General features: G+C 73.3%; 17 protein-coding genes and 1 pseudogene. 9 read left to right on the top strand and 9 right to left on the bottom strand.

What is annotated here, in order from left to right:
• The first annotated feature begins 191 nt into the window (after positions 1-191).
• Both ACGF5C_RS15145 and ACGF5C_RS15140 read left to right on the top strand, forming a co-directional pair.
• On the top strand, positions 192-1,256 hold the full coding sequence (locus ACGF5C_RS15145) for a hypothetical protein (RefSeq protein ID WP_393301649.1): 1,065 nt from the start codon (positions 192-194) through the stop codon (positions 1,254-1,256).
• Between the two features lie 345 nt (positions 1,257-1,601).
• Positions 1,602-2,309 (top strand): lysophospholipid acyltransferase family protein, encoded by a 708-nt coding sequence (locus ACGF5C_RS15140; protein WP_393301646.1) that lies wholly within the window; start codon positions 1,602-1,604, stop codon positions 2,307-2,309.
• Between the two features lie 25 nt (positions 2,310-2,334).
• On the opposite strand, the gene ACGF5C_RS15135 is transcribed toward ACGF5C_RS15140, so the two are convergent.
• Positions 2,335-5,886: an ATP-binding protein gene (locus ACGF5C_RS15135; protein WP_393301644.1), complete on the bottom strand. Its 3,552-nt coding sequence runs from the start codon at positions 5,884-5,886 to the stop codon at positions 2,335-2,337.
• 176 nt (positions 5,887-6,062) lie between these two features.
• Between ACGF5C_RS15135 and ACGF5C_RS15130 the strand changes: the two genes are divergently transcribed.
• Positions 6,063-6,266: a hypothetical protein gene (locus tag ACGF5C_RS15130; protein WP_393301641.1), complete on the top strand. Its 204-nt coding sequence runs from the start codon at positions 6,063-6,065 to the stop codon at positions 6,264-6,266.
• Positions 6,267-6,354: 88 nt separating this feature from the next.
• On the opposite strand, the gene ACGF5C_RS15125 is transcribed toward ACGF5C_RS15130, so the two are convergent.
• Entirely contained in the window at positions 6,355-7,047 is a 693-nt protein-coding gene (locus tag ACGF5C_RS15125; RefSeq protein ID WP_350707996.1) for a Crp/Fnr family transcriptional regulator, read from the bottom strand.
• Between the two features lie 384 nt (positions 7,048-7,431).
• On the opposite strand from ACGF5C_RS15125, the gene ACGF5C_RS15120 reads away from it, so the two are divergent.
• The 4 genes from ACGF5C_RS15120 (at position 7,432) to proC (ending at position 10,463) form a co-directional block, all read left to right on the top strand.
• Entirely contained in the window at positions 7,432-7,926 is a 495-nt protein-coding gene (locus tag ACGF5C_RS15120; RefSeq protein ID WP_393301698.1) for a polyadenylate-specific 3'-exoribonuclease AS, read from the top strand.
• Between the two features lie 121 nt (positions 7,927-8,047).
• Complete coding sequence (locus ACGF5C_RS15115; RefSeq protein WP_393301638.1) at positions 8,048-8,443, top strand: pyridoxamine 5'-phosphate oxidase family protein; 396 nt, start codon at positions 8,048-8,050, stop codon at positions 8,441-8,443.
• A 99-nt stretch (positions 8,444-8,542) separates the two neighbouring features.
• Positions 8,543-9,571 (top strand): 6-phosphofructokinase, encoded by a 1,029-nt coding sequence (locus ACGF5C_RS15110; protein WP_393301695.1) that lies wholly within the window; start codon positions 8,543-8,545, stop codon positions 9,569-9,571.
• A gap of 73 nt (positions 9,572-9,644) precedes the next feature.
• Positions 9,645-10,463 (top strand): pyrroline-5-carboxylate reductase, encoded by an 819-nt coding sequence (gene proC / locus ACGF5C_RS15105; RefSeq protein ID WP_350683692.1) that lies wholly within the window; start codon positions 9,645-9,647, stop codon positions 10,461-10,463.
• A gap of 119 nt (positions 10,464-10,582) precedes the next feature.
• Here the strand turns inward: proC and ACGF5C_RS15100 are convergent, their stop codons facing one another.
• Both ACGF5C_RS15100 and ACGF5C_RS15095 read right to left on the bottom strand, forming a co-directional pair.
• Positions 10,583-11,020: a VOC family protein gene (locus ACGF5C_RS15100; protein WP_393301635.1), complete on the bottom strand. Its 438-nt coding sequence runs from the start codon at positions 11,018-11,020 to the stop codon at positions 10,583-10,585.
• A 1-nt stretch (position 11,021) separates the two neighbouring features.
• Positions 11,022-11,606, bottom strand: a complete 585-nt coding sequence (locus ACGF5C_RS15095; RefSeq protein WP_393301633.1) for a DinB family protein — start codon at positions 11,604-11,606, stop codon at positions 11,022-11,024.
• A gap of 61 nt (positions 11,607-11,667) precedes the next feature.
• On the opposite strand from ACGF5C_RS15095, the gene ACGF5C_RS15090 reads away from it, so the two are divergent.
• On the top strand, positions 11,668-12,627 hold the full coding sequence (locus ACGF5C_RS15090; protein WP_393301630.1) for a helix-turn-helix transcriptional regulator: 960 nt from the start codon (positions 11,668-11,670) through the stop codon (positions 12,625-12,627).
• A 67-nt stretch (positions 12,628-12,694) separates the two neighbouring features.
• On the opposite strand, the gene ACGF5C_RS15085 is transcribed toward ACGF5C_RS15090, so the two are convergent.
• On the bottom strand, positions 12,695-13,291 hold the full coding sequence (locus ACGF5C_RS15085; RefSeq protein WP_393301627.1) for a flavoprotein: 597 nt from the start codon (positions 13,289-13,291) through the stop codon (positions 12,695-12,697).
• Between the two features lie 244 nt (positions 13,292-13,535).
• Positions 13,536-14,828 (bottom strand): exo-beta-N-acetylmuramidase NamZ domain-containing protein, encoded by a 1,293-nt coding sequence (locus ACGF5C_RS15080; protein ID WP_393301624.1) that lies wholly within the window; start codon positions 14,826-14,828, stop codon positions 13,536-13,538.
• Between the two features lie 68 nt (positions 14,829-14,896).
• Here ACGF5C_RS15080 and ACGF5C_RS15075 point away from each other — a divergent pair, with 68 nt between their 5' ends.
• A complete protein-coding gene (locus tag ACGF5C_RS15075; protein ID WP_393301701.1) occupies positions 14,897-15,124 on the top strand; it encodes a hypothetical protein in 228 nt (75 codons plus the stop codon).
• Positions 15,125-15,237: 113 nt separating this feature from the next.
• Here ACGF5C_RS15075 and ACGF5C_RS15070 read toward each other — a convergent pair.
• From ACGF5C_RS15070 to ACGF5C_RS15060, 3 genes and pseudogenes are all read right to left on the bottom strand, one after another.
• Positions 15,238-15,291 (bottom strand): annotated as a pseudogene (locus tag ACGF5C_RS15070) (hypothetical protein); the annotation flags it as partial.
• A 123-nt stretch (positions 15,292-15,414) separates the two neighbouring features.
• Complete coding sequence (locus ACGF5C_RS15065) at positions 15,415-16,089, bottom strand: NADPH-dependent F420 reductase (protein WP_393262834.1); 675 nt, start codon at positions 16,087-16,089, stop codon at positions 15,415-15,417.
• 204 nt (positions 16,090-16,293) lie between these two features.
• Complete coding sequence (locus ACGF5C_RS15060; RefSeq protein ID WP_393301621.1) at positions 16,294-16,788, bottom strand: glutathione peroxidase; 495 nt, start codon at positions 16,786-16,788, stop codon at positions 16,294-16,296.
• Between the last annotated feature and the right edge of the window lie 169 nt (positions 16,789-16,957).

The following is a 16,957-nucleotide window of genomic DNA, read 5'->3' as shown; positions in this document are numbered from 1 at the left end:
CCGTCAACTCATCTACCGCGCCCGCACCCTCTACCGCTGGGACACACGCCCCACCACCCGCAGGCTCAGGTAACACCTATCGCCGGTCGCTCTAAGCCCAACTTGGAGCGTCGTTCGTGTTGCGGCCTTTCGTGTCGCCCTCGGGAGTACCGTGCTGGTCGATGTGACCACTAGCGATCCGGGGGGACCGCATGGCGAGCGGGTTCAAGATCAATAAGCAGGGGATCCGGCAGATGATGCGGGAGATTGAGCGGGAGGTGGCGAAGACCCCCGTACGGGTTCCGGTCAACGCGGAGGCAAAGGCAGGCGGCAGCGCGGGGGGTGGTGCCGTCACCGGTTCGGAGCTGGAGTTGGTCGCGGGTTGGCTGCTGGACTGGGGTCACGCCTATTCCAAGGACAACCCGTCGAGCGTCCCGTCGGTGGCCGAGATGATGACCGTGGTGGGGGTCGAGGAGTTCGCGCCGTTGGTCGAGCCGCACGTCGAGGTGGCGGTGGCTGCGCTCGAAGAGGCTGGGCTGCTCAATGACGGGGCGAGGACTTTCGGCAGCGGCGGGATGGGTCTGCCCGTGTGGCTTTCCGAATCGGGCCAGCGCGAAGCGGTGGCGCGGATCGAGCGCCGCAAGGACAACCGGACCCGTCGCATCGCCTGCCGGGACGCCGTTCTGCGTTGGGTCTACGAGCGGGACGCGAACGGCGAGTCGACCGAGATCGCCGAGATCGTCAACAGCCCGTACGGCTGGTTCAACGGCGTGCAGTTTAGCGCGGCCGACCTGGTGGAGGCGGTCCGGTTCCTACGGGAGCGGCGGCTGCTGGGCGGGACCGACGAGGCCCCGGCCACCGAGCCGGCCGGGATTGAGTGTGTCGAGCAGTATGGGGGAGTGGTGAAGTACCTGAACCGGGGCGACGGCGCGGGCGTCAGCGTCACGATCATGGGGAACAACAGCGGCCAGCTCGCGGTGGCGAACCGGGACGTTGCCCAGAACCAGACCAACACGAACGACGGTCAGGTGCTGGTCGTCTTCGCGGAGGCGCTGCGGGAGTTCGGTCGGCTGCTCCCGGAAGACCAGCAGCCGCAGTACGAGATGGTCGCCTCGGAGTTGGAGCGGGAGGCCGCAAAGGACGAGCCGAACAAGGGCTGGGTACGGTCGCTGCTCGGCCGGGGCCGGGATCTGCTGGAAGGTGCTCCAGCGAACCTGCAGCACCTGGCCCAGGTCACGAAGATCGGGTTCGACCTTTACGGGCAGGGCCTGGGCTGACGTGAGGCCTCGGCCCTAGCTGCTAGGGCCGGTGCTAGAGGACGGACCCGGATGACCGGCGACGGACCCGCACGGAGCCGGACCGCGCAGCGACGGAGACGAGGTCAGACGGGTTGGGCCGTACGGAGCCGGATGGGGCCGTACGGCCAACGCTGGCTGAATCGTGACACGTCGGGACCCGGTTCCGGGAGTGCGTTGTGGCGCGCCGCTCCCGTTCGTAGGCTCATCCCTGACGTCGCCTGCCCGCCGGGAGCGCCCGCGCGGGTCGCCGGGCCCCGCCCGGCGACCCGGTCCGCCCCGGCGGCGCGGGTGTCGCGACCCCCCCCCTCCAGAAGAAGGACACCGGTGCTGTACTGGCTGATGAAGTACGTCATCCTCGGCCCGTGGCTGAGGCTGATCTTCCGCCCACAGGTCGAGGGGCTGCACCACGTGCCCGACGCGGGTCCGGTGATCCTCGCCAGCAACCACCTGTCGTTCTCCGACTCGATCTTCACGCCGTTGATCGTCAAGCGAAAAGTGACATTCATCGCCAAAGCCGAATACTTCACCGGCAAGGGCATCAAGGGCTGGCTGACGAAGATGTTCTTCGTCGGCTCCGGCACCATCCCCGTCGACCGCTCCGGCGGCCGGGCGGCCAGGGCGGCGCTGGACACCCAGTTGCAGGTGCTGCGCGCCGGCGGGATCGCCGGCATCTACCCCGAGGGCACCCGCTCGCCGGACGGGCGGCTCTACCGCGGCAAGACCGGGGTGGCCCGGTTGGCACTGGAGAGCGGCGCCCCGGTGATCCCGATGGCGATGCTCAACGCCGACGAGATCCAGCCGCCCGGCAAGCTGATCCCCAAGATCGCCCGGGTGCGGATCCGGTTCGGCGCGCCGCTGGACTTCTCGCGTTACGCCGGCATGACGGGTGACCGGTTCGTCGAGCGCGCGGTCACCGACGAGATCATGTACGAGTTGATGGAGCTCTCCGGCCGCGAGTACGTCGACACGTACGCCCAGAAGCTGAAGACCCAGCCGGCCGACCCCACCCCCCGGGAACCGGTCGCCGCCTGACGCGCAGGCGCCGCGCGGCGGCGGGTCAGCAGGCCAGGGCGGGATCGGCGGGAGCCGCCGGTGGGCGGGGCAGGTCCAGCAGACCCGGCGCGTCGTTGCGCAGCGCGAAGGCGCGCAGCTCGGCCAGTTCCGGGCGGCCCGCCGTCGGCTCGCCGGCCCGCTCCAGCTCCAAGGCCGCGAAGGTGAGGGCCAGCATCCGGTCGGTCACGTCCGGGATGCCGGCGTAGATCTCGGCGCCCGCCAGGTGCAGCTCGGCGGCCCGCCGGTGGTCTCCGTCCGCGGCGGCCAGCGCCCCGGTCACCGTCCGCAGCGCCGCCTCCGACCAGGGCGTACGGTGGCCCACCCGGTCCAGCATCGCGCGCACCCGGGCGGCCGTGTCCCGCCCGGCGAGGCTGGCCGCGTAGGCGGCCGCCGCGATCCACTCGCCGCTGGCCAGGGCGGGCACCGCCGACCAGGAGGTGGCCAGCTCGTCGATCAGCGCCGCCGCCTCGTCCCGGCGCCCCTGCAACGCCCGGCAGAGCGCGCCCATCGCCAGCATGGTCCAGTGCAGCCGGTGGAAGCCGCTGCGCCGGGCGGCGTCGAGCGCGGCGGCGACGTCGTCGGTGGCGGGGTCGGCCGGGGACCGGGCCGGCGGCACCGGCTCGCCCCGCAGGACCAGCAGGCAGGAGCGCAGGCCCCGGACCTGCATGTCCCAGCTTCCCGTGGGGGTGTCCACGAACGCCTCGGCCGCGGTGAGCAGCCGGCCGAAGTCGCCGTCGAACCAGGCCCGCATCGCCTCCGCCGAGTAGCTGGTGGTCAGCGTCTGCCCGCTGGCCGTACGCGCCGGCGACGACGAGAGCAGCGCGTCCGAACGGAGCCAGTCGCCCTCCTCCCGGACTGCGTACGCCAGGTTCTGGATGGCGCGGGGCAGGGCGATCAGCTGACCGGCACGGCTGACCTCGACGATGAAGTGCAGCTCGTCCAGGCCCGACCGGTCGCCCGCCTGGTAGCGGGCGGTGGCGGAGGTGATCCGGGCGTTGGTGCGGGTCTCGGTCAGCCCCAGCCGCTCGCCGATCTCCGCCGCCCGGTCCGCCGCGGCCACCGCCGGGTCCCGCTCGTAGTTGAGCATGTGCAGCCGGCCCAGCTCGGCGTAGGCGTCCGCCTTCTGCGGGCTGTCGGGCAGCGGGGCGAAGAGCTGGACGGCCCGGTCCAGGCAGGCCAGCGCGGCGGCCCGGTCGGCGCGCAGCCACGCGGCCTGGCCGAGCAGCGTCCAGGCGCGCGCCGCGCAGGCGTCGTCGCCGTGCGACAGCAGCCGGTCGGCGAGCGCCTGCACCTGCTCGGAGCCGCCGCCGGAGAGGAAGGCGTTGCCGTCCCGGTAGAACGAGATCTCCGTGCTGAGCAGCTCCAACTGGAGGCGGCCGACCGGGTCGGACTCGTCGGCCAGCCCGAGCGCCCGGCCCGCGTGGCTCGCCGCCACGTCGAGGCTGTGCAGCGCGTACGCCCGCCGGGCCGCCCGGTGCAGCGCCGCGCGGGCGGTGCCGGCGTAGCGGGCGGTGTCCATGCCCAGCGTCCGGGCGATCTCGTGTGCCGCCCAGCGGTGGTGGGCGAGCACCTCCGCCAGGTCGGTGTCCCGGCTCTGCGACAGCGTGTCCAGCCACTCCGCCGTGCGCTCGTGCCGCGCCACCCGCTCGGTGCGGGGCAGCCGCTGATAGCACACGTCGCGCACCAGCACGTGCCGGAAGCGGTACTCCGGCTGCCCCGCCATGGTCGAGGCGGCCTGCTCGTGCACGAAGTCGCGCTGCTCCAGCCGGCGCAGCGCGCGTTCCACCGACTCGACGGGCTGCCCGAGGGCGGCGGCCACCGCGCCCGGCCAGAACTGCACGCCCACCACGGCGGCGGCCAGCAGCACCGTGCGCTCCTTGGTGTCGAGCAGGTCGATCCGGTTGGCGATGACGGCGTGCACGCTCTCCGGCATGGGCAGGTCGAGGTGCTTCTCCAGCGACCAGCCCCGCCCGGACTGGCGCAGCGCGCCCTGCTCGATGAGCATCCGCACGTACTCGTGGGCGTAGAGGGGGTTGCCGCCGGCCACCTCCACCAGCGGCGTCAGCATGTCGGCGGAGAACGCCGCCTGGCCGAACATGTGGGCGTACAGCGAGGCGATGCCGGTGTCCCGCAGCGGCGGCAGGGTGATGGTCACCGAGCCCGTGATCGTCCCCGCCCAGCTCGGGTCCCGGTCGACCAGCTCCGGCCGGGCGGTGCAGAGCAGCAGCAGCGGCACGTCCCGGGCGGCGGCGCCGAGCAGCTCCACGAAGCGCAGCATCGCGTCGTCGGCCCAGTGCAGGTCCTCGAAGACCAGCACGGTCGGCCGGCGCGCGGCCAGCGCCAGCAGGAAGCGCCGCCACGCCGACTCGGTCTCCTCGGCCGGCAGTGGGGTGCCCGGCAGGCCGACCAGCGGTCGCAGCGCGTCCACGAGGCGTTCCCGCTCACCGGGGCCGACCAGCTCGCCGACGGCCGAGGCGAGCCGCTGGGCGGCCGTCGACGCGGGGTCGGTGTCCAGGATGCCGGCTTCGGCCTTGACGATGTCGGCCAGCGCCGCGAACGTCACGTTCTCGCCGAACGGCGGGCACCGCCCGGTACGCCAGGTCAGCGGCTCGTCGACCAGCCGGTCCACGTGCCGGTACAGCTCGCGCACCAGCCGGCTCTTGCCGAGCCCGGCCCGGCCGAAGACGGTCACCACCTGGGGGCGCCGGTCGCGCAGCGACCGGTGCAGGGCGTTGACCAGCATCCCCAGCTCGTGTTCCCGGTCGATGAGCGGCGTCGTGTCCGGCTGCCGGTCGGTCGGCTGCCGGCGCACGGGGGAGAGGGCCAGCCATACCTCGGTCGTCGTGGACCGCCCGCGCAGCATGACCGGCGGCTGCTCGGAGTAGCGGATGGTGTCCCGGGTGAGCGCGTAGGTGGTGCCGCAGACCAGCACCCCGCCGGGGGGCGCGACGGACTGCATCCGGGAGGCCGTGTTGACCACGTCGCCGGCGACGATCGCCTGACCGCCGTCGCGGGCGGCGGCCACGTCCACCAGCGCCTCGCCGGTGGCCACGCCGACCCGGAAGCGCAGCGCGTCCGCGCCGGTGGGGGTGAACCGGGTCAGCACCCGTTGCAGCTCCAGGCCGGCCCGGACGCAGCGCAGCGCGTCGGTCTCGGTCGCCACCGGCGCGCCGAACAGGGCCATCACCGCGTCGCCGATGTACTTCTCCACCACGCCGCCGTACTGCCCGACGACCCGGCGGGCGGCCGAGAAGAACCCCGTCTGCATGCCGCGGACCAGCTCCGGGTCGGCCCGTTCGACGTACGGGGTGAAGTCGATCAGGTCGACGAAGAGCACGCTGACCCGGCGGCGGTCCTCCTGCGGGGGCGCCGCCCGCCGGTCGGTGCCCGGCCGGGGCGCGCCGCAGGAGGTGCAGAACGCCACGTCCCGGGCGAGCGGGCGCAGGCAGTGCGGACACACCGCGCCGAGCTCGTTGCCGCAGCCGCCGCAGAAGCGGTCGCCGGCGGCGGCCGTGCGTCCACAGCGGTCACACTGCGTGGCGATGACACCCTCCACTGGCGGTCCCGCCGGCACCGGGGTCGGCGCCGTCCCGGTGCCAGTATCGCCGCCGCCCCAGCTGTCGGGTACCGGGCTGTTGGCTTGTGGACAGTCCACCGGCCGGTCCTGCGGCTACAGTCAGGCGGCTGATTTGTCGAACAACGACCACAGGGGGACGCCCGATGGTGTACGTGATGCTGCAGAGCGACTGGACCGACAGCAACGGGGTGAGCCACTTCGCGGGCGACTCCGTCGACGTGGACGCCGCCACGCTGGCGACGCTCCAGGCGCAGGGGATCGTCAGCGAGCAGTCCGGCGGCGGCAGCAAGGACGGCACGGAGTGGGCCGGTCCGGGCAGCACGACCAACTGGGCCGGGCCGGGCAGCGCCACGCCCTGACGCCCCGCACCAGCGAAAGGGGCCGGAGCAACCGATTCGGCCCCTTTCCGCGTTGGCGGGGCGGTGAGGCGAGCTGGGCGCGTACGCCTCAGCGGTCGTTCATGCCGGCGCGGCGGCGCAGCGCCGCGACGTCGGTGACCACGATCCGGCGGCCCTCGGTGCGCAGCCAGCCGCGGTTGGCGAACGACCCGATCGCCTGGTTGACGCTTTGCCGCGAGCCGCCGGCCATCTCGGCGAGCTGGCTCTGGTTGAGCTCGATCGTGATCATCGGGGCCTGGCTCTCGCCGGCCAGCCGCACCAGGGTCTTGGCCACCCGGCCGGGCAGGTCCAGGAAGACGTGGTCGGCGTTCTGCTCGGTGAGCCGGCGGATCAGCCCGCCCAGCGAGCGCATCACCGCGTCGAGGATGCGCGGGTTGGAGTGCACCAGCTCCATGAACGCGCCCCGCGACAGCGCGAGCGCCGCGCAGTCCTCGATCGCCTCGGCCGAGGCCGAGCGGGTGGACGCGTCGAGCAGGGAGACCTCGCCCAGCACGTCGGGCGGGCGGATGACCGACAGCACCGCGCGCTCGCCGGTCGGCGCGGTGCGGAAGACCGCCACCGCGCCCCGGCGCAGCACGATCAGCGACTCGCCGGGGTCGTTCTCCACGAACAGCAACTGACCCTTGCGGTACGTCCGGGGGACCGCCGCCGCGATGACCCGTTGCCGGACCTCCGGCTCGAGCCCGGCGAACATCTCCACTCCCGTGAGGGCGTCACCCGGCTCCGGCAGGCGCATCTCCACGGCCCAACCCCTCCCCGGTCCAGGACCACAACTCGCTCACCGGGTGAACCTGAAGGCCCTCGACGAGGTGAACTGACACCGGTTCGGCGTCCGGTAGCGGTACACATCAGATCATGACTGTCCTGTCGCTTGCTGTACACCCCTCAAATCACTTCCGTGACACTCCGGAGCTGCGGCGACCGGCATCGTGGGAGCCGGATCCGGTTCCCGGACGGACCGCCGGGGGGCGGGGGCGGATCCGGTCGCACCGGCGACCACGGTCGGCGGACGCGGGGGGCGGGACCACCCTCGCGCCCGCCGGCCGGCGGGCCCCGGTGCCGCCGGCGGCCGGGCGCGGCAACCCCGGTCGCCGGCACGGGGCCGGCGTGGGCGAGGATGGCGGTGATGGTCTACCGCTACTTCTACGACTGCGAGTTCATCGAGGACGGCCGCATCGTCGACCTGGTGTCGATCGGCGTCGTCGACGAGTACGGCCGCGAGTTCTACGCCGTGTCGACCGAGTTCGACGACTCGCGGGCCGTGCCCTGGGTGCGCCGCAACGTGCTCGACAAGCTGCCGTCCCCGGCGGACCGCGCCTGGCGGTCGCGGGAGCGCATCCGCGACGAGCTGTACGACTTCCTCGTCGAGCCGGTCAGGGACCGGCCGGGCGAGCAGTTGGAGCTCTGGGCCTGGTACGCCGCGTACGACCACGTGGTCCTCGCGCAGCTGTGGGGGGCGATGCCGGCGCTGCCCCGGGAGATCCCCCGGTTCACCAAGGAGCTGCGGCAGCTCTGGGACGACCGGGGTCGGCCGCCGCTGCCGGACGCCGCGTCGGCCCGGCACGACGCGCTGGTCGACGCCCGGCACAACCTGGCGCGCTGGCGTGCGATGACCGGTTAGTAGGTTTGGTCCGTTCTGTCCGGGCACGTGGACGGCCGCATGGTGAGCCGGCCGATGGGCCTGCAGGAGGCGGAGTTCGACGGGGACCTGTTGGTTCTTCGCGTCCGCCGACTCCGCCAAGGTGCGGCAGATCCGGGTCAACCCGGAGGTCAACGTCGCGTTCTCCGACTCGAAGCGCAACGCCTGGGTCTCGATCTCCGGCACCGCGCGGGAGGGCTACGACCGGGCCAAGGCGGAGCAGTTGTGGAACCCCCTGCTCAGGGCCTGGTTCCCGGGCGGGCTGGACACCCCCGGGATCACGCTGATCAAGGTGCGCGCCGGCTCCGCGGAGTACTGGGACTCGCCGTCCGGCGCGGTGGTCAACCTGTTCGGCCACGCCAGGGCGGCGGTCACCGGGAAGCCGCCGAAGGCGGGGGAGAGCCAGGAGGTCGGCTACTGGCCGGTAGGCCGACCGGCGGGTGGGACGGCCCGGGGCGAGGTGCCGGCGTGCACCCGCGCCGACTACAGTGCGCACTGACGGCCCGCCCCGGGCCGGCAACGGCGCCGATGGTCTGATCCGACACATATCCTGGGGCAAATCGGGCTTCACCTGATGCTCCAGGAGGATGAGCAGATCATGCGTATCGGCGTGCTCACCGGCGGCGGCGACTGCCCAGGTCTCAACGCGGTCATCCGGGCGGTGGTCCGCAAGGGCGTCGCCAGCTACGGCCACGAGTTCGTGGGTTTCCGGGACGGCTGGAAGGGCCCCCTAAAGGGCCTGTCCCGCCCGCTGGGCATCGCGGAGGTCCGCGGCATCCTGCCGCGCGGCGGCACCATCCTCGGTTCGTCCCGGACGAACCCGTTCAAGATCGAGAACGGTGTCGAGCGGATCAAGGACAACCTCGCCGCGCAGGGCGTCGACGCGCTCATCGCGATCGGCGGCGAGGACACCCTCGGCGTGGCCACCAAGCTGCACGAGCTCGGCGTCCACGTGATCGGCGTGCCGAAGACGATCGACAACGACCTCGGCGCCACCGACTACACCTTCGGCTTCGACACCGCGGTCAACATCGCGATGGAGGCCATCGACCGGTTGCACACCACCGCCGAGAGCCACCACCGCACCCTCGTCGTCGAGGTGATGGGCCGGCACGCCGGCTGGATCGCCCTGCACGCCGGCCTGGCCGGCGGCGCCAACGTGATCCTGCTGCCGGAGCGGCAGTTCGACGTCGAGCAGGTCGCCGGCTACGTCGAGAAGCGCTTCCAGCACCAGTACGCCCCGATCGTCGTGGTCGCCGAGGGCGCCCAGCCGCTGGACGGCCAGATGGTGTTGCACAACCAGGAGCTCGACGCGTTCGGTCACGTCCGCCTCGGCGGCATCGGCCAGTGGCTCGCCGAGCAGCTGGAGGCCAAGACCGGCAAGGAGGCCCGCACGGTCGTGCTCGGGCACATCCAGCGCGGCGGCACCCCGACCGCGTTCGACCGGGTGCTCGCCACCCGGCTCGGCCTGCACGCGATCGACGCGGCGCACGAGGGCGACTGGGGCAAGATGGTCGCCATGCAGAGCACGGACATCGTCCGCGTTCCGCTCGCCGAGGCCACCCGCGAGCTGAAGACCGTGCCGCTGGAGCGGTACGCCGAGGCCGAGGTCTTCTTCGGCAGCTGATCGAGGAGTCGACGGCGCGGCGGGCCGCGGGGCCGCCGCGCCGTCGACCACGACAGGAGGGGGTACGCCCGCGATGTCGTCCGGGGTGCACACGGTCGCGGTGATCGGGGCGGGCAAGATCGGTGAGCTGATGCTCTCCGGGCTGCTGCGCTCGGGATGGCCGGTGGACCGGCTGCTGGCCACCGCCCGCCGGCCCGCCCGCGCCGAGGAGCTGACCGCCCGCTACGGCGTACGGGTGGTCGACAACCTGGCCGCGGTGGACGAGGCCGAGGTGCTCGCCGTCTCGGTCAAACCGCAGGACGCGGCGGCGCTGCTGGAGGAGATCGGGCCGAAGGTGCCCGCCGACAAGCTCGTGATCTCGCTCTGCGCCGGCCTGCCGACCAGCTTCTTCAACCGGCGACTGCCCGACGGCACCCCCGTGGTGCGGGTGATGACCAACACCCCCGCCCTGGTCGACCAGGCGATGACCGCGATCTCCGCCGGCGCGCACGCCACCGGGGCGCACCTCGCGCTGGCCGAGGAGATGTTCAAGCCGCTCGGCTCGACCATCCGGGTGCCCGAGTCGCAGCAGGACGCGGTGACCGCGCTGTCCGGCTCCGGGCCGGCGTACTTCTACCTCCTGGTCGAGGCGATGATCGACGCGGGCATCCTGCTCGGCCTGCCCCGGCAGGTCGCGCACGAGCTGATCGTGCAGACCGCGATCGGCTCCGCGGTGATGCTGCGCGACTCCGGCGAGCACCCGGTGAAGCTGCGCGAGGCGGTCACCTCGCCGGCCGGCACCACCATCTCCGCCGTGCGCGAGCTGGAGAAGCACGGCGTACGCGCGGCGCTGCTCGCCGCGCTGGAGGCCGCCCGGGACCGGGCCCGGGAACTGGCCGCCCAGGCCGACTGACCCGTCGTGGTCCGACCTCGCGGGTCGGGACTCCGACACGTCTGTCGGCCGGTGGCCGGTACGACCGGGTCGACGCGGTCCGGACCGCGCCGATGTCGCCGGCCCCGCCGCGCTGCTGGTCAGTCGAGGCAGAACTCGTTGCCCTCGGGGTCGGCCATCACGATGTGACCGCTGCCGAGCGGGGGATCGGGCTCGTGGCGCCTGAGCCGGGTGGCGCCGCGGGAGACGAGCCGCTCGGCCTCCGCCTCCAGGGCCGCCATCCGAGCGTCGCCGACGAGCCCGGGGGCGGCGCGCACGTCGAGGTGCACGCGGTTCTTGGCCTGCTTCCCCTCCGGCACCCGTTGGAAGAACAGCCGCGGCCGGGAGCCCTCGGGGTCGACCAGCCCGGAGGCGTCGTTGCGGTTCTCGGGCGGCACGCCCATCGCGTCGAGGGCCTGCTCCCACGACTCGAAGCCCCCGGGCGGGGCCTGCAACTGGTAACCGAGGGCGTCGGCCCAGAACGCCGCCAACCCGGCCGGGTCGGCGCAGTCGAAAGTGATCTGAACGTCGCGGGCCATCTCAGCTCGCCTCCCGTCGAGTCTGCTGGTCATTGTGCAGGTAGAGGTCGCGGAGCAGGCACACCTCGGCCAGATGGTGGATCAGCTCGCGGTTGACGTGCAGCACCAGCGCTGCCAGGGGACGCTCCGCGTACGGCCCCTCGGCCGCCCCGCACGGGCGGGCGAGGCCGGTTTCGCCGAGGGACTCGACCCTGGCCAGCCAGGTGGCGTACTCCGCGTCGAGCTGGGCGAGCGCCGCGGTCGCGGTCGCGGCGTACTCGAACGACTGGTAGTCGGTGGGCGCGTGACCGAAGTGCGCGGCGTTGCGCGCCGCGAGCACGCCGACGATCACGTGCCCGAGTCTCCAGGCGATCGTCGTGACCGGTGGCGGGTCGGGCTGCGGCACCGCGAAGTCGATGGTCATCGTGCCGGACCCGGCCTGCACCGGGGCGGCGCCGGTCCCGCGCGGGCGCACGCTCCAGCAGCCGGGCACCGGCTCCCAGAAGTACTCGTCGTCGGTGAGTCCGTCGAGACGATCGCGCAGCTGGCGGGTCCAGTGCCAGGCGAGCTGATCTCGGAGCAGGAGATTCCAGGTCTGGTCGGTCATGGTTCCAGCCTCCCGTAGATAGCGGACAGGATCGTTCCGCGATCTGTGGAACGATGAACGGGTGACCGTCGAGGCGACGACCGAGCGGGTGCTGCGGTTGCTGGCGTTGCTGCAGCGCCGGCCGTCCTGGACGGCCGCCGAGCTCGCCGCCGAGCTGGGGGTCACCGACCGCTCGGTGCGCCGCGACGTGGAGCGGCTGCGCGCGCTCGGCTACCCCGTGCACGCGACGGCGGGCGTCGGCGGCGGCTACCAACTCGGCGCGGGCACCCGGCTGCCGCCGCTGCTTCTCGACGACGAGGAGGCGATCGCGACGGCGGTGTCCCTGCGGCTGGCGTCGGGCGGCACGGTCGCCGGGGCGGGCGAGGCCGCGTTGCGGGCGCTCGCGAAGCTCGACCAGGTGATGCCACCCCGGCTGCGCGCCGAGGTGCGGGCGGTGCACGGCGCCACCGAGATCCTGGTCGGCCCCGGGGTCGAGATCGACGCGGAGCTGCTGCTGACGCTCGCGCGGGCCTGCCGCGACGCGGTACGGGTGAGGTTCCGCTACGCCGGCCGCGACGGCGGGGAGCGTGAGCGCACGGTCGAGCCGGTGCGGATGGTCACCACCGGCCGCCGCTGGTACCTGATGGCCCGGGACGTCGACCGCGACGACTGGCGCACCTTCCGGCTGGACCGGATGCGCGAGGTGGTGGCGACGACCTGGCGCTTCCGGGCGAGGGAGCATCCGGACCCGGTCGCCTACGTGCAGCGGTCCGTGACCGAGGCGCCGTACCGGTATGTCGCCCGGGTGCGGGTGCACGCCCGGCCCGACCGGGTGCGGGAGTTGGTGCCGCCCCAGGTGGGGCGCGTCGAGGACGATCGCGACGGGTGGTGCGTGCTCGTCGTCGGCGGGGAGAACCTGGACTGGCTCGCCGTGCACGTGGCCCGGCTGGGCTTCGCGGCGGAGGTGCTGGAGCCTCCGGAGCTGCGGGAGGCCGTCGCCCTGCTCGCTCGCCGCCTCACCGCGATGGCCGGGACCGGCTGACGCCGGGCTTGACGGCCTTTCCTGTGGGCGGAGGGCGTCGGCACCCACCTCACGGGTCCGTGGTGGATCAGCCGGACCGCAACGCCAGGTCGTCGGCGCGGTGCGCCCGGCCCGCGCCGGCCTGCGCGGGGACCCGGGCGAACCGCGTCCAGGCGGAGACCACCTGCTCGGCGGCGTGCCACGGGAAGGGGTCGCTGACCTCGTCGGCCGCCTCGGCGGGCCCGGTGACCGTCACGCCCCAGTGCCGCAGCCGCGCCAGGCTCTCCAGGAAGGCGGGGTGCCGGGCGAGCGCCGGCTCCGGGGCGGGCACGACGAGGACCGGCAGGCCGACGGCGGTCGCCTCGTTGAGCAGCCGCAGGGCCCGGTTGTCGTTGAGGCCGTACGCCCACTTGTTGACCAGGTCGAAGCTGGCCGGCGCGACCGCGTAGGCGTCGGCCGGCGGCAGCGGGTACAGCGCCTCCGGCTGCTCCTCCTCGTGGACCGGGTGGCGGGTGAGGTCGGCGAGCGCGGCCCGGTCGATCGCGGCCGTCGCGTCCGGGGCGGCGATGACGTGGACCTCCCAGCTCAGCTCCTGGCAGGCCGCGACGAACGGGGCGAGTTCGGCGGCGGGCTCGGCGCCGCAGACCACGAGGTGCAGGACAGGCGATCGTGACTTCCCGGGCATGACGCTCCTATCGGCGTGACGTGTCCCGCGCCAGTCGTGGCGAGATGCCGCCGGTCGTGCGGCGGGACGTCGATCGCCTGCGTCACCGGCGATCTCGCCGATCGAGTGGCTCCGGATGTCCGTGGGGGATCCCGAGAGCCGAGGGTATCGAGCCGGTCACCGACGTGAGCCCGTTTCCGGTGAACCGGCCGGACCGGCGGCGGCGAGTCGCCGAACAGCTGAGCGCCGGGTCAGCCGGACGTCCCTAGTAGAGCAGGTGGGGCGCCCGCCGCCGGTCGAACTCGGCCAGCTCGTCGGCCCAGGCACCGACCACGTCGGCCACGTCGGCGCCCGCGTCGATCATCGTGCGCAGCCGCGGCGATCCGGTCAGCTTGTCCACCCAGTACGGTCGCACGGCGTCCCACGAGTCGCTCCGCCACGCGAACGCCGGGTACTTGCGCGCCTCCACCAGCATCGCGACCGCCGTCCGGATCGGGTCGTACGTCGCCCGGTCGACGACCTTCACCTCCACCCCGGCGCAGAGCTTGTTGAGCAGTGCCGGCTTCTGCCCGGCCGCCGTCGGCGTGAAGTACGCCTCGCGGAACTCGACGCCGGGCAGGTCGCGCGCGTTGAGCCGGTCGGACCAGTGGTAGTCGAAGTCGCCGGCCAGGCCGCCGATCAGCTCGAACGGCCTGCAGGTGCCCCGGCCCTCGGTGAGCGAGGCGACGCCCTCGAACAGGCCGGTGCCGGGATAGACCAGCGCGGTGTCCGGGGTGGGCATGTTCGGGCTGGGCATCACCCAGGGCAGGTCGGTGTCGGCGGCCAGCTTGTCGCGCTTCCAGTGCCGGCACCGGACCACGTGCAGGTCGACGGGCCGCCCCGCCGCGGCGGGCAGGAACTCCGCGTTGAAGAACCCGGCAAGCTCGCCCACGGTCATCCCGTGCTGCTGGACGATCTCCTTGAGGCCCACGCCGGAGGTGTAGGCGGGCGTCATCATCGGCCCGTAGGCCCGGCCGCCGACCGGGTTCGGCCGGTCCAGCACGACGTACCGCTTGCCGACGCGGGCGGCGGCCACCATCGAGGTGTACATCGTCCAGATGTACGTGTAGAAGCGGACGCCCACGTCCTGGATGTCGAAGACGACGGTGTCGACGCCGGCCTCGGTGAACATGGTCTCCCACTTGGACTGGGAGGCCCCGTACGCGTCGTAGACGGTGATCCCGGTGCGGGCGTCGATGCCGGTGCCCTCGCTGCCGCCGGCCTGCGCCGAGCCACGGAAGCCGTGCTCGGGGCCGAACGCCGCGGCCAGCCGTACCGCGCCCGAGGCGTGCATCAGGTCGACCAGGTGGCGGTAGGACGCGTCCACCCCGGTGGGGTTGGAGATCACGCCGACCCGCTGGCCGGCGAGGTCCGCGAAGTCGGACCCGACGAGGACGTCGAGGCCGGTCTCCACGCGGCGGATGCCGGGCACCGCGTTGCCAGGCGTGCCCGGGGCCGCCGCCGCGACCGCGCCCGCGGTCACCGCACCCGCACCGGCCAGGAACTTCCTGCGCTCCATGTCGACCTCCCGTCGGTTGCGTCGAAACTTAGCTACGCATTGATGCCCCGTCAAGGAAGGTTAGCTACATGGCGGGAGGCGGTGCGGACCGCGCGGAGCCACGGGCGCGGCGGCTTCCGGCCGGCCGCCCGGACGTGGTGCTCCATGCTGGCCCGGTGTTCACCCTCGCCCAGGCCCGCCACCTGATCGCCACGCTGCGCCCGCGCGTCGACGAGCTGATCCGGCTGCGGGCCGATCGCCGGCCGCCGTGCCTCCGGCGGGTTGGCGGGCGGGCTACTCCGGAAGTGGGCCGGTGAGTTCGTAGCCCGCCTCCTCGACGGCGGCGCGCACTTCGGCGACGGCGAGAAATTTTGTCGCTGGTCACCGTGACCGTGCCGGCCTCGACGTCCACCGCCACGGCGGTGACGCCCCGCAGGCGCTGGATCTTCTCGGTGACGAAGGCCGCGCAGTGCCCGCAGGCCATGCCGCTCACGGCCCAGGAGGCGGTGGACATGCCGACTCCGTCGGCAGGTCGCGTGCCCGCGGTGCCGGCCGGCACCGCCTATTGGTCGGTGCCGGCCGGCGTCCGTTCACCGCCGCGGCGTGCTCAGCGGGTGGCGGCGGCCAGGGCGGCGCGCACCGTGGCGGCGTCGGCCGGCGCCTCGCGCTCCCAGTTCGCCGGGTCGGCCGAGTAGATGGTCCCGTACGCCGGCGTGTCCGGCTGGTAGCGCCAACTCTCGGCGAGCGTCCCGGCGTCGACGGCGTCGTAGCCGATCCGGTCGAGGAAGGCCGTGGCGTCGGCCTTCGCGCCCGCGTCGTCGCCGCCGACCGGCAACGCGCTGCGGTCGGCGGCGCCGGCGGGCCGGGCCAGCGCGTGGAGGTGCTTGAAGAAGATGTTGTTGAAGACCTTGACCACCCGCGACCGTGGCAGGTGCCGCTGTAGCAGCTCGCTGCTGGTGACCGAGCCGGCGTCGAGCTCGGGGAAGGTGCCGTCCCGCTCCGGGTAGTAGTTGTTGGTGTCCAGCACGACCTTGCCGACCAGCGGCTCGACCGGCACGTCCCGGTACGCCTTGAGTGGGATGGTGACGACCACCAGGTCGCCGGCCTCCGCCGCCTCCGCCGGGGTGGCCGCCCGGGCGCGCGCACCCAACTCGTCGACGAGGTCCTTGAGGGTCTCCGGGCCGCGCGAGTTGCTCAGCACCACGTCGTAGCCGGCGGCCACCGCCAGCCGCGCCACCGTCCCGCCGATGTGTCCACTGCCGATCAGTCCCACAGTTGTCATGCCGGTCCCCAACTCCGTTCGTTGCGGCCGTATTCCCTACCGGTGCGGTCGACAATTCCCGCCGTCGCCGCGCTGACGGCAGGGGGCGCGGCCGGCGGCGGCGATGGGTGGCCCGTACGCCCAACGTACCGCCGACCGTGGTCCGGCGGACACGTAGCGGCACGTTCCGTCCACGGGGGAGCCCGAGCCGGCGCCGGGTGGTGGTCAGGCCGCCGGGGGCAGCACCTTCTCGATCGCGGCGCGCAGCTCGGCCGCGTCGGGCTGGACGGTCGGCGCGAACCGGGCCGCGACCGTGCCGTCCGGCGCGACCAGGAACTTCTCGAAGTTCCACCGCACGTCGCCCGTGTGCCCCTCGGCGTCGGCCGTGCCCACCAGCGCGGCGTAGAGGGGGTGGCGGTCGGGGCCGTTGACGTCGACCTTCTCGGTCAGCGGGAAGGTCACCCCGTAGTTGACCTGGCAGAAGTCGCTGATCTCCTCGGCCGTGCCCGGCTCCTGGCCGGCGAACTGGTTGCAGGGCACGCCGAGCACCACCAGGCCGCGGTCGGCGTACTCGTCGTGCAGCGCCTGGAGGCCGGCGTACTGCGGGGTGAGGCCGCAGCGGGAGGCGACGTTGACCACCAGCAGCGCGCGTCCGCGGTGCTGCGCGAGGTCCGCCGGGCCGCCGGTCAGGGCGTCGATGTGGGTGTCGAAGACGGTCATGGGCCGAGGTTACGCGCCGCCGCCGGGCGGCCGCGGCGAGCGTCCTGTCCATCCGGGCGCGCGCCGCGGGGCCGGGCGGAAGTCGGCGCTGAAGCGGGGGTGGGTGGCACCGACCTGCGCGACCGCGCTCCCAGTGGAAATCGATACATGTACATCTTGACGAAGTGAT

The organism is Micromonospora sp. NPDC047620 (genome assembly GCF_043205005.1).
Classification (GTDB): Bacteria; Actinomycetota; Actinomycetes; order Mycobacteriales; family Micromonosporaceae; genus Micromonospora.
The sequence above is the reverse complement of the archived record's forward strand: the minus strand, read 5'-3'. Positions and strand labels throughout refer to the sequence as shown.

Excerpts from the sequence above, each read along its gene's own strand:
- ACGF5C_RS15065 (WP_393262834.1), bottom strand. The coding sequence starts at position 16,089 with ATGACAACTGTGGGACTGATCGGCAGTGGACACATCGGCGGGACGGTG.
- ACGF5C_RS15110 (WP_393301695.1), top strand. The coding sequence starts at position 8,543 with ATGCGTATCGGCGTGCTCACCGGCGGCGGCGACTGCCCAGGTCTCAAC.
- proC (WP_350683692.1), top strand. The coding sequence starts at position 9,645 with ATGTCGTCCGGGGTGCACACGGTCGCGGTGATCGGGGCGGGCAAGATC.
- ACGF5C_RS15100 (WP_393301635.1), bottom strand. The coding sequence starts at position 11,020 with ATGGCCCGCGACGTTCAGATCACTTTCGACTGCGCCGACCCGGCCGGG.
- ACGF5C_RS15085 (WP_393301627.1), bottom strand. The coding sequence starts at position 13,291 with ATGCCCGGGAAGTCACGATCGCCTGTCCTGCACCTCGTGGTCTGCGGC.
- ACGF5C_RS15075 (WP_393301701.1), top strand. The coding sequence starts at position 14,897 with ATGGCGGGAGGCGGTGCGGACCGCGCGGAGCCACGGGCGCGGCGGCTT.
- ACGF5C_RS15060 (WP_393301621.1), bottom strand. The coding sequence starts at position 16,788 with ATGACCGTCTTCGACACCCACATCGACGCCCTGACCGGCGGCCCGGCG.
- ACGF5C_RS15145 (WP_393301649.1), top strand. The coding sequence starts at position 192 with ATGGCGAGCGGGTTCAAGATCAATAAGCAGGGGATCCGGCAGATGATG.
- ACGF5C_RS15120 (WP_393301698.1), top strand. The coding sequence starts at position 7,432 with ATGGTCTACCGCTACTTCTACGACTGCGAGTTCATCGAGGACGGCCGC.
- ACGF5C_RS15080 (WP_393301624.1), bottom strand. The coding sequence starts at position 14,828 with ATGGAGCGCAGGAAGTTCCTGGCCGGTGCGGGTGCGGTGACCGCGGGC.
- ACGF5C_RS15130 (WP_393301641.1), top strand. The coding sequence starts at position 6,063 with ATGCTGCAGAGCGACTGGACCGACAGCAACGGGGTGAGCCACTTCGCG.
- ACGF5C_RS15095 (WP_393301633.1), bottom strand. The coding sequence starts at position 11,606 with ATGACCGACCAGACCTGGAATCTCCTGCTCCGAGATCAGCTCGCCTGG.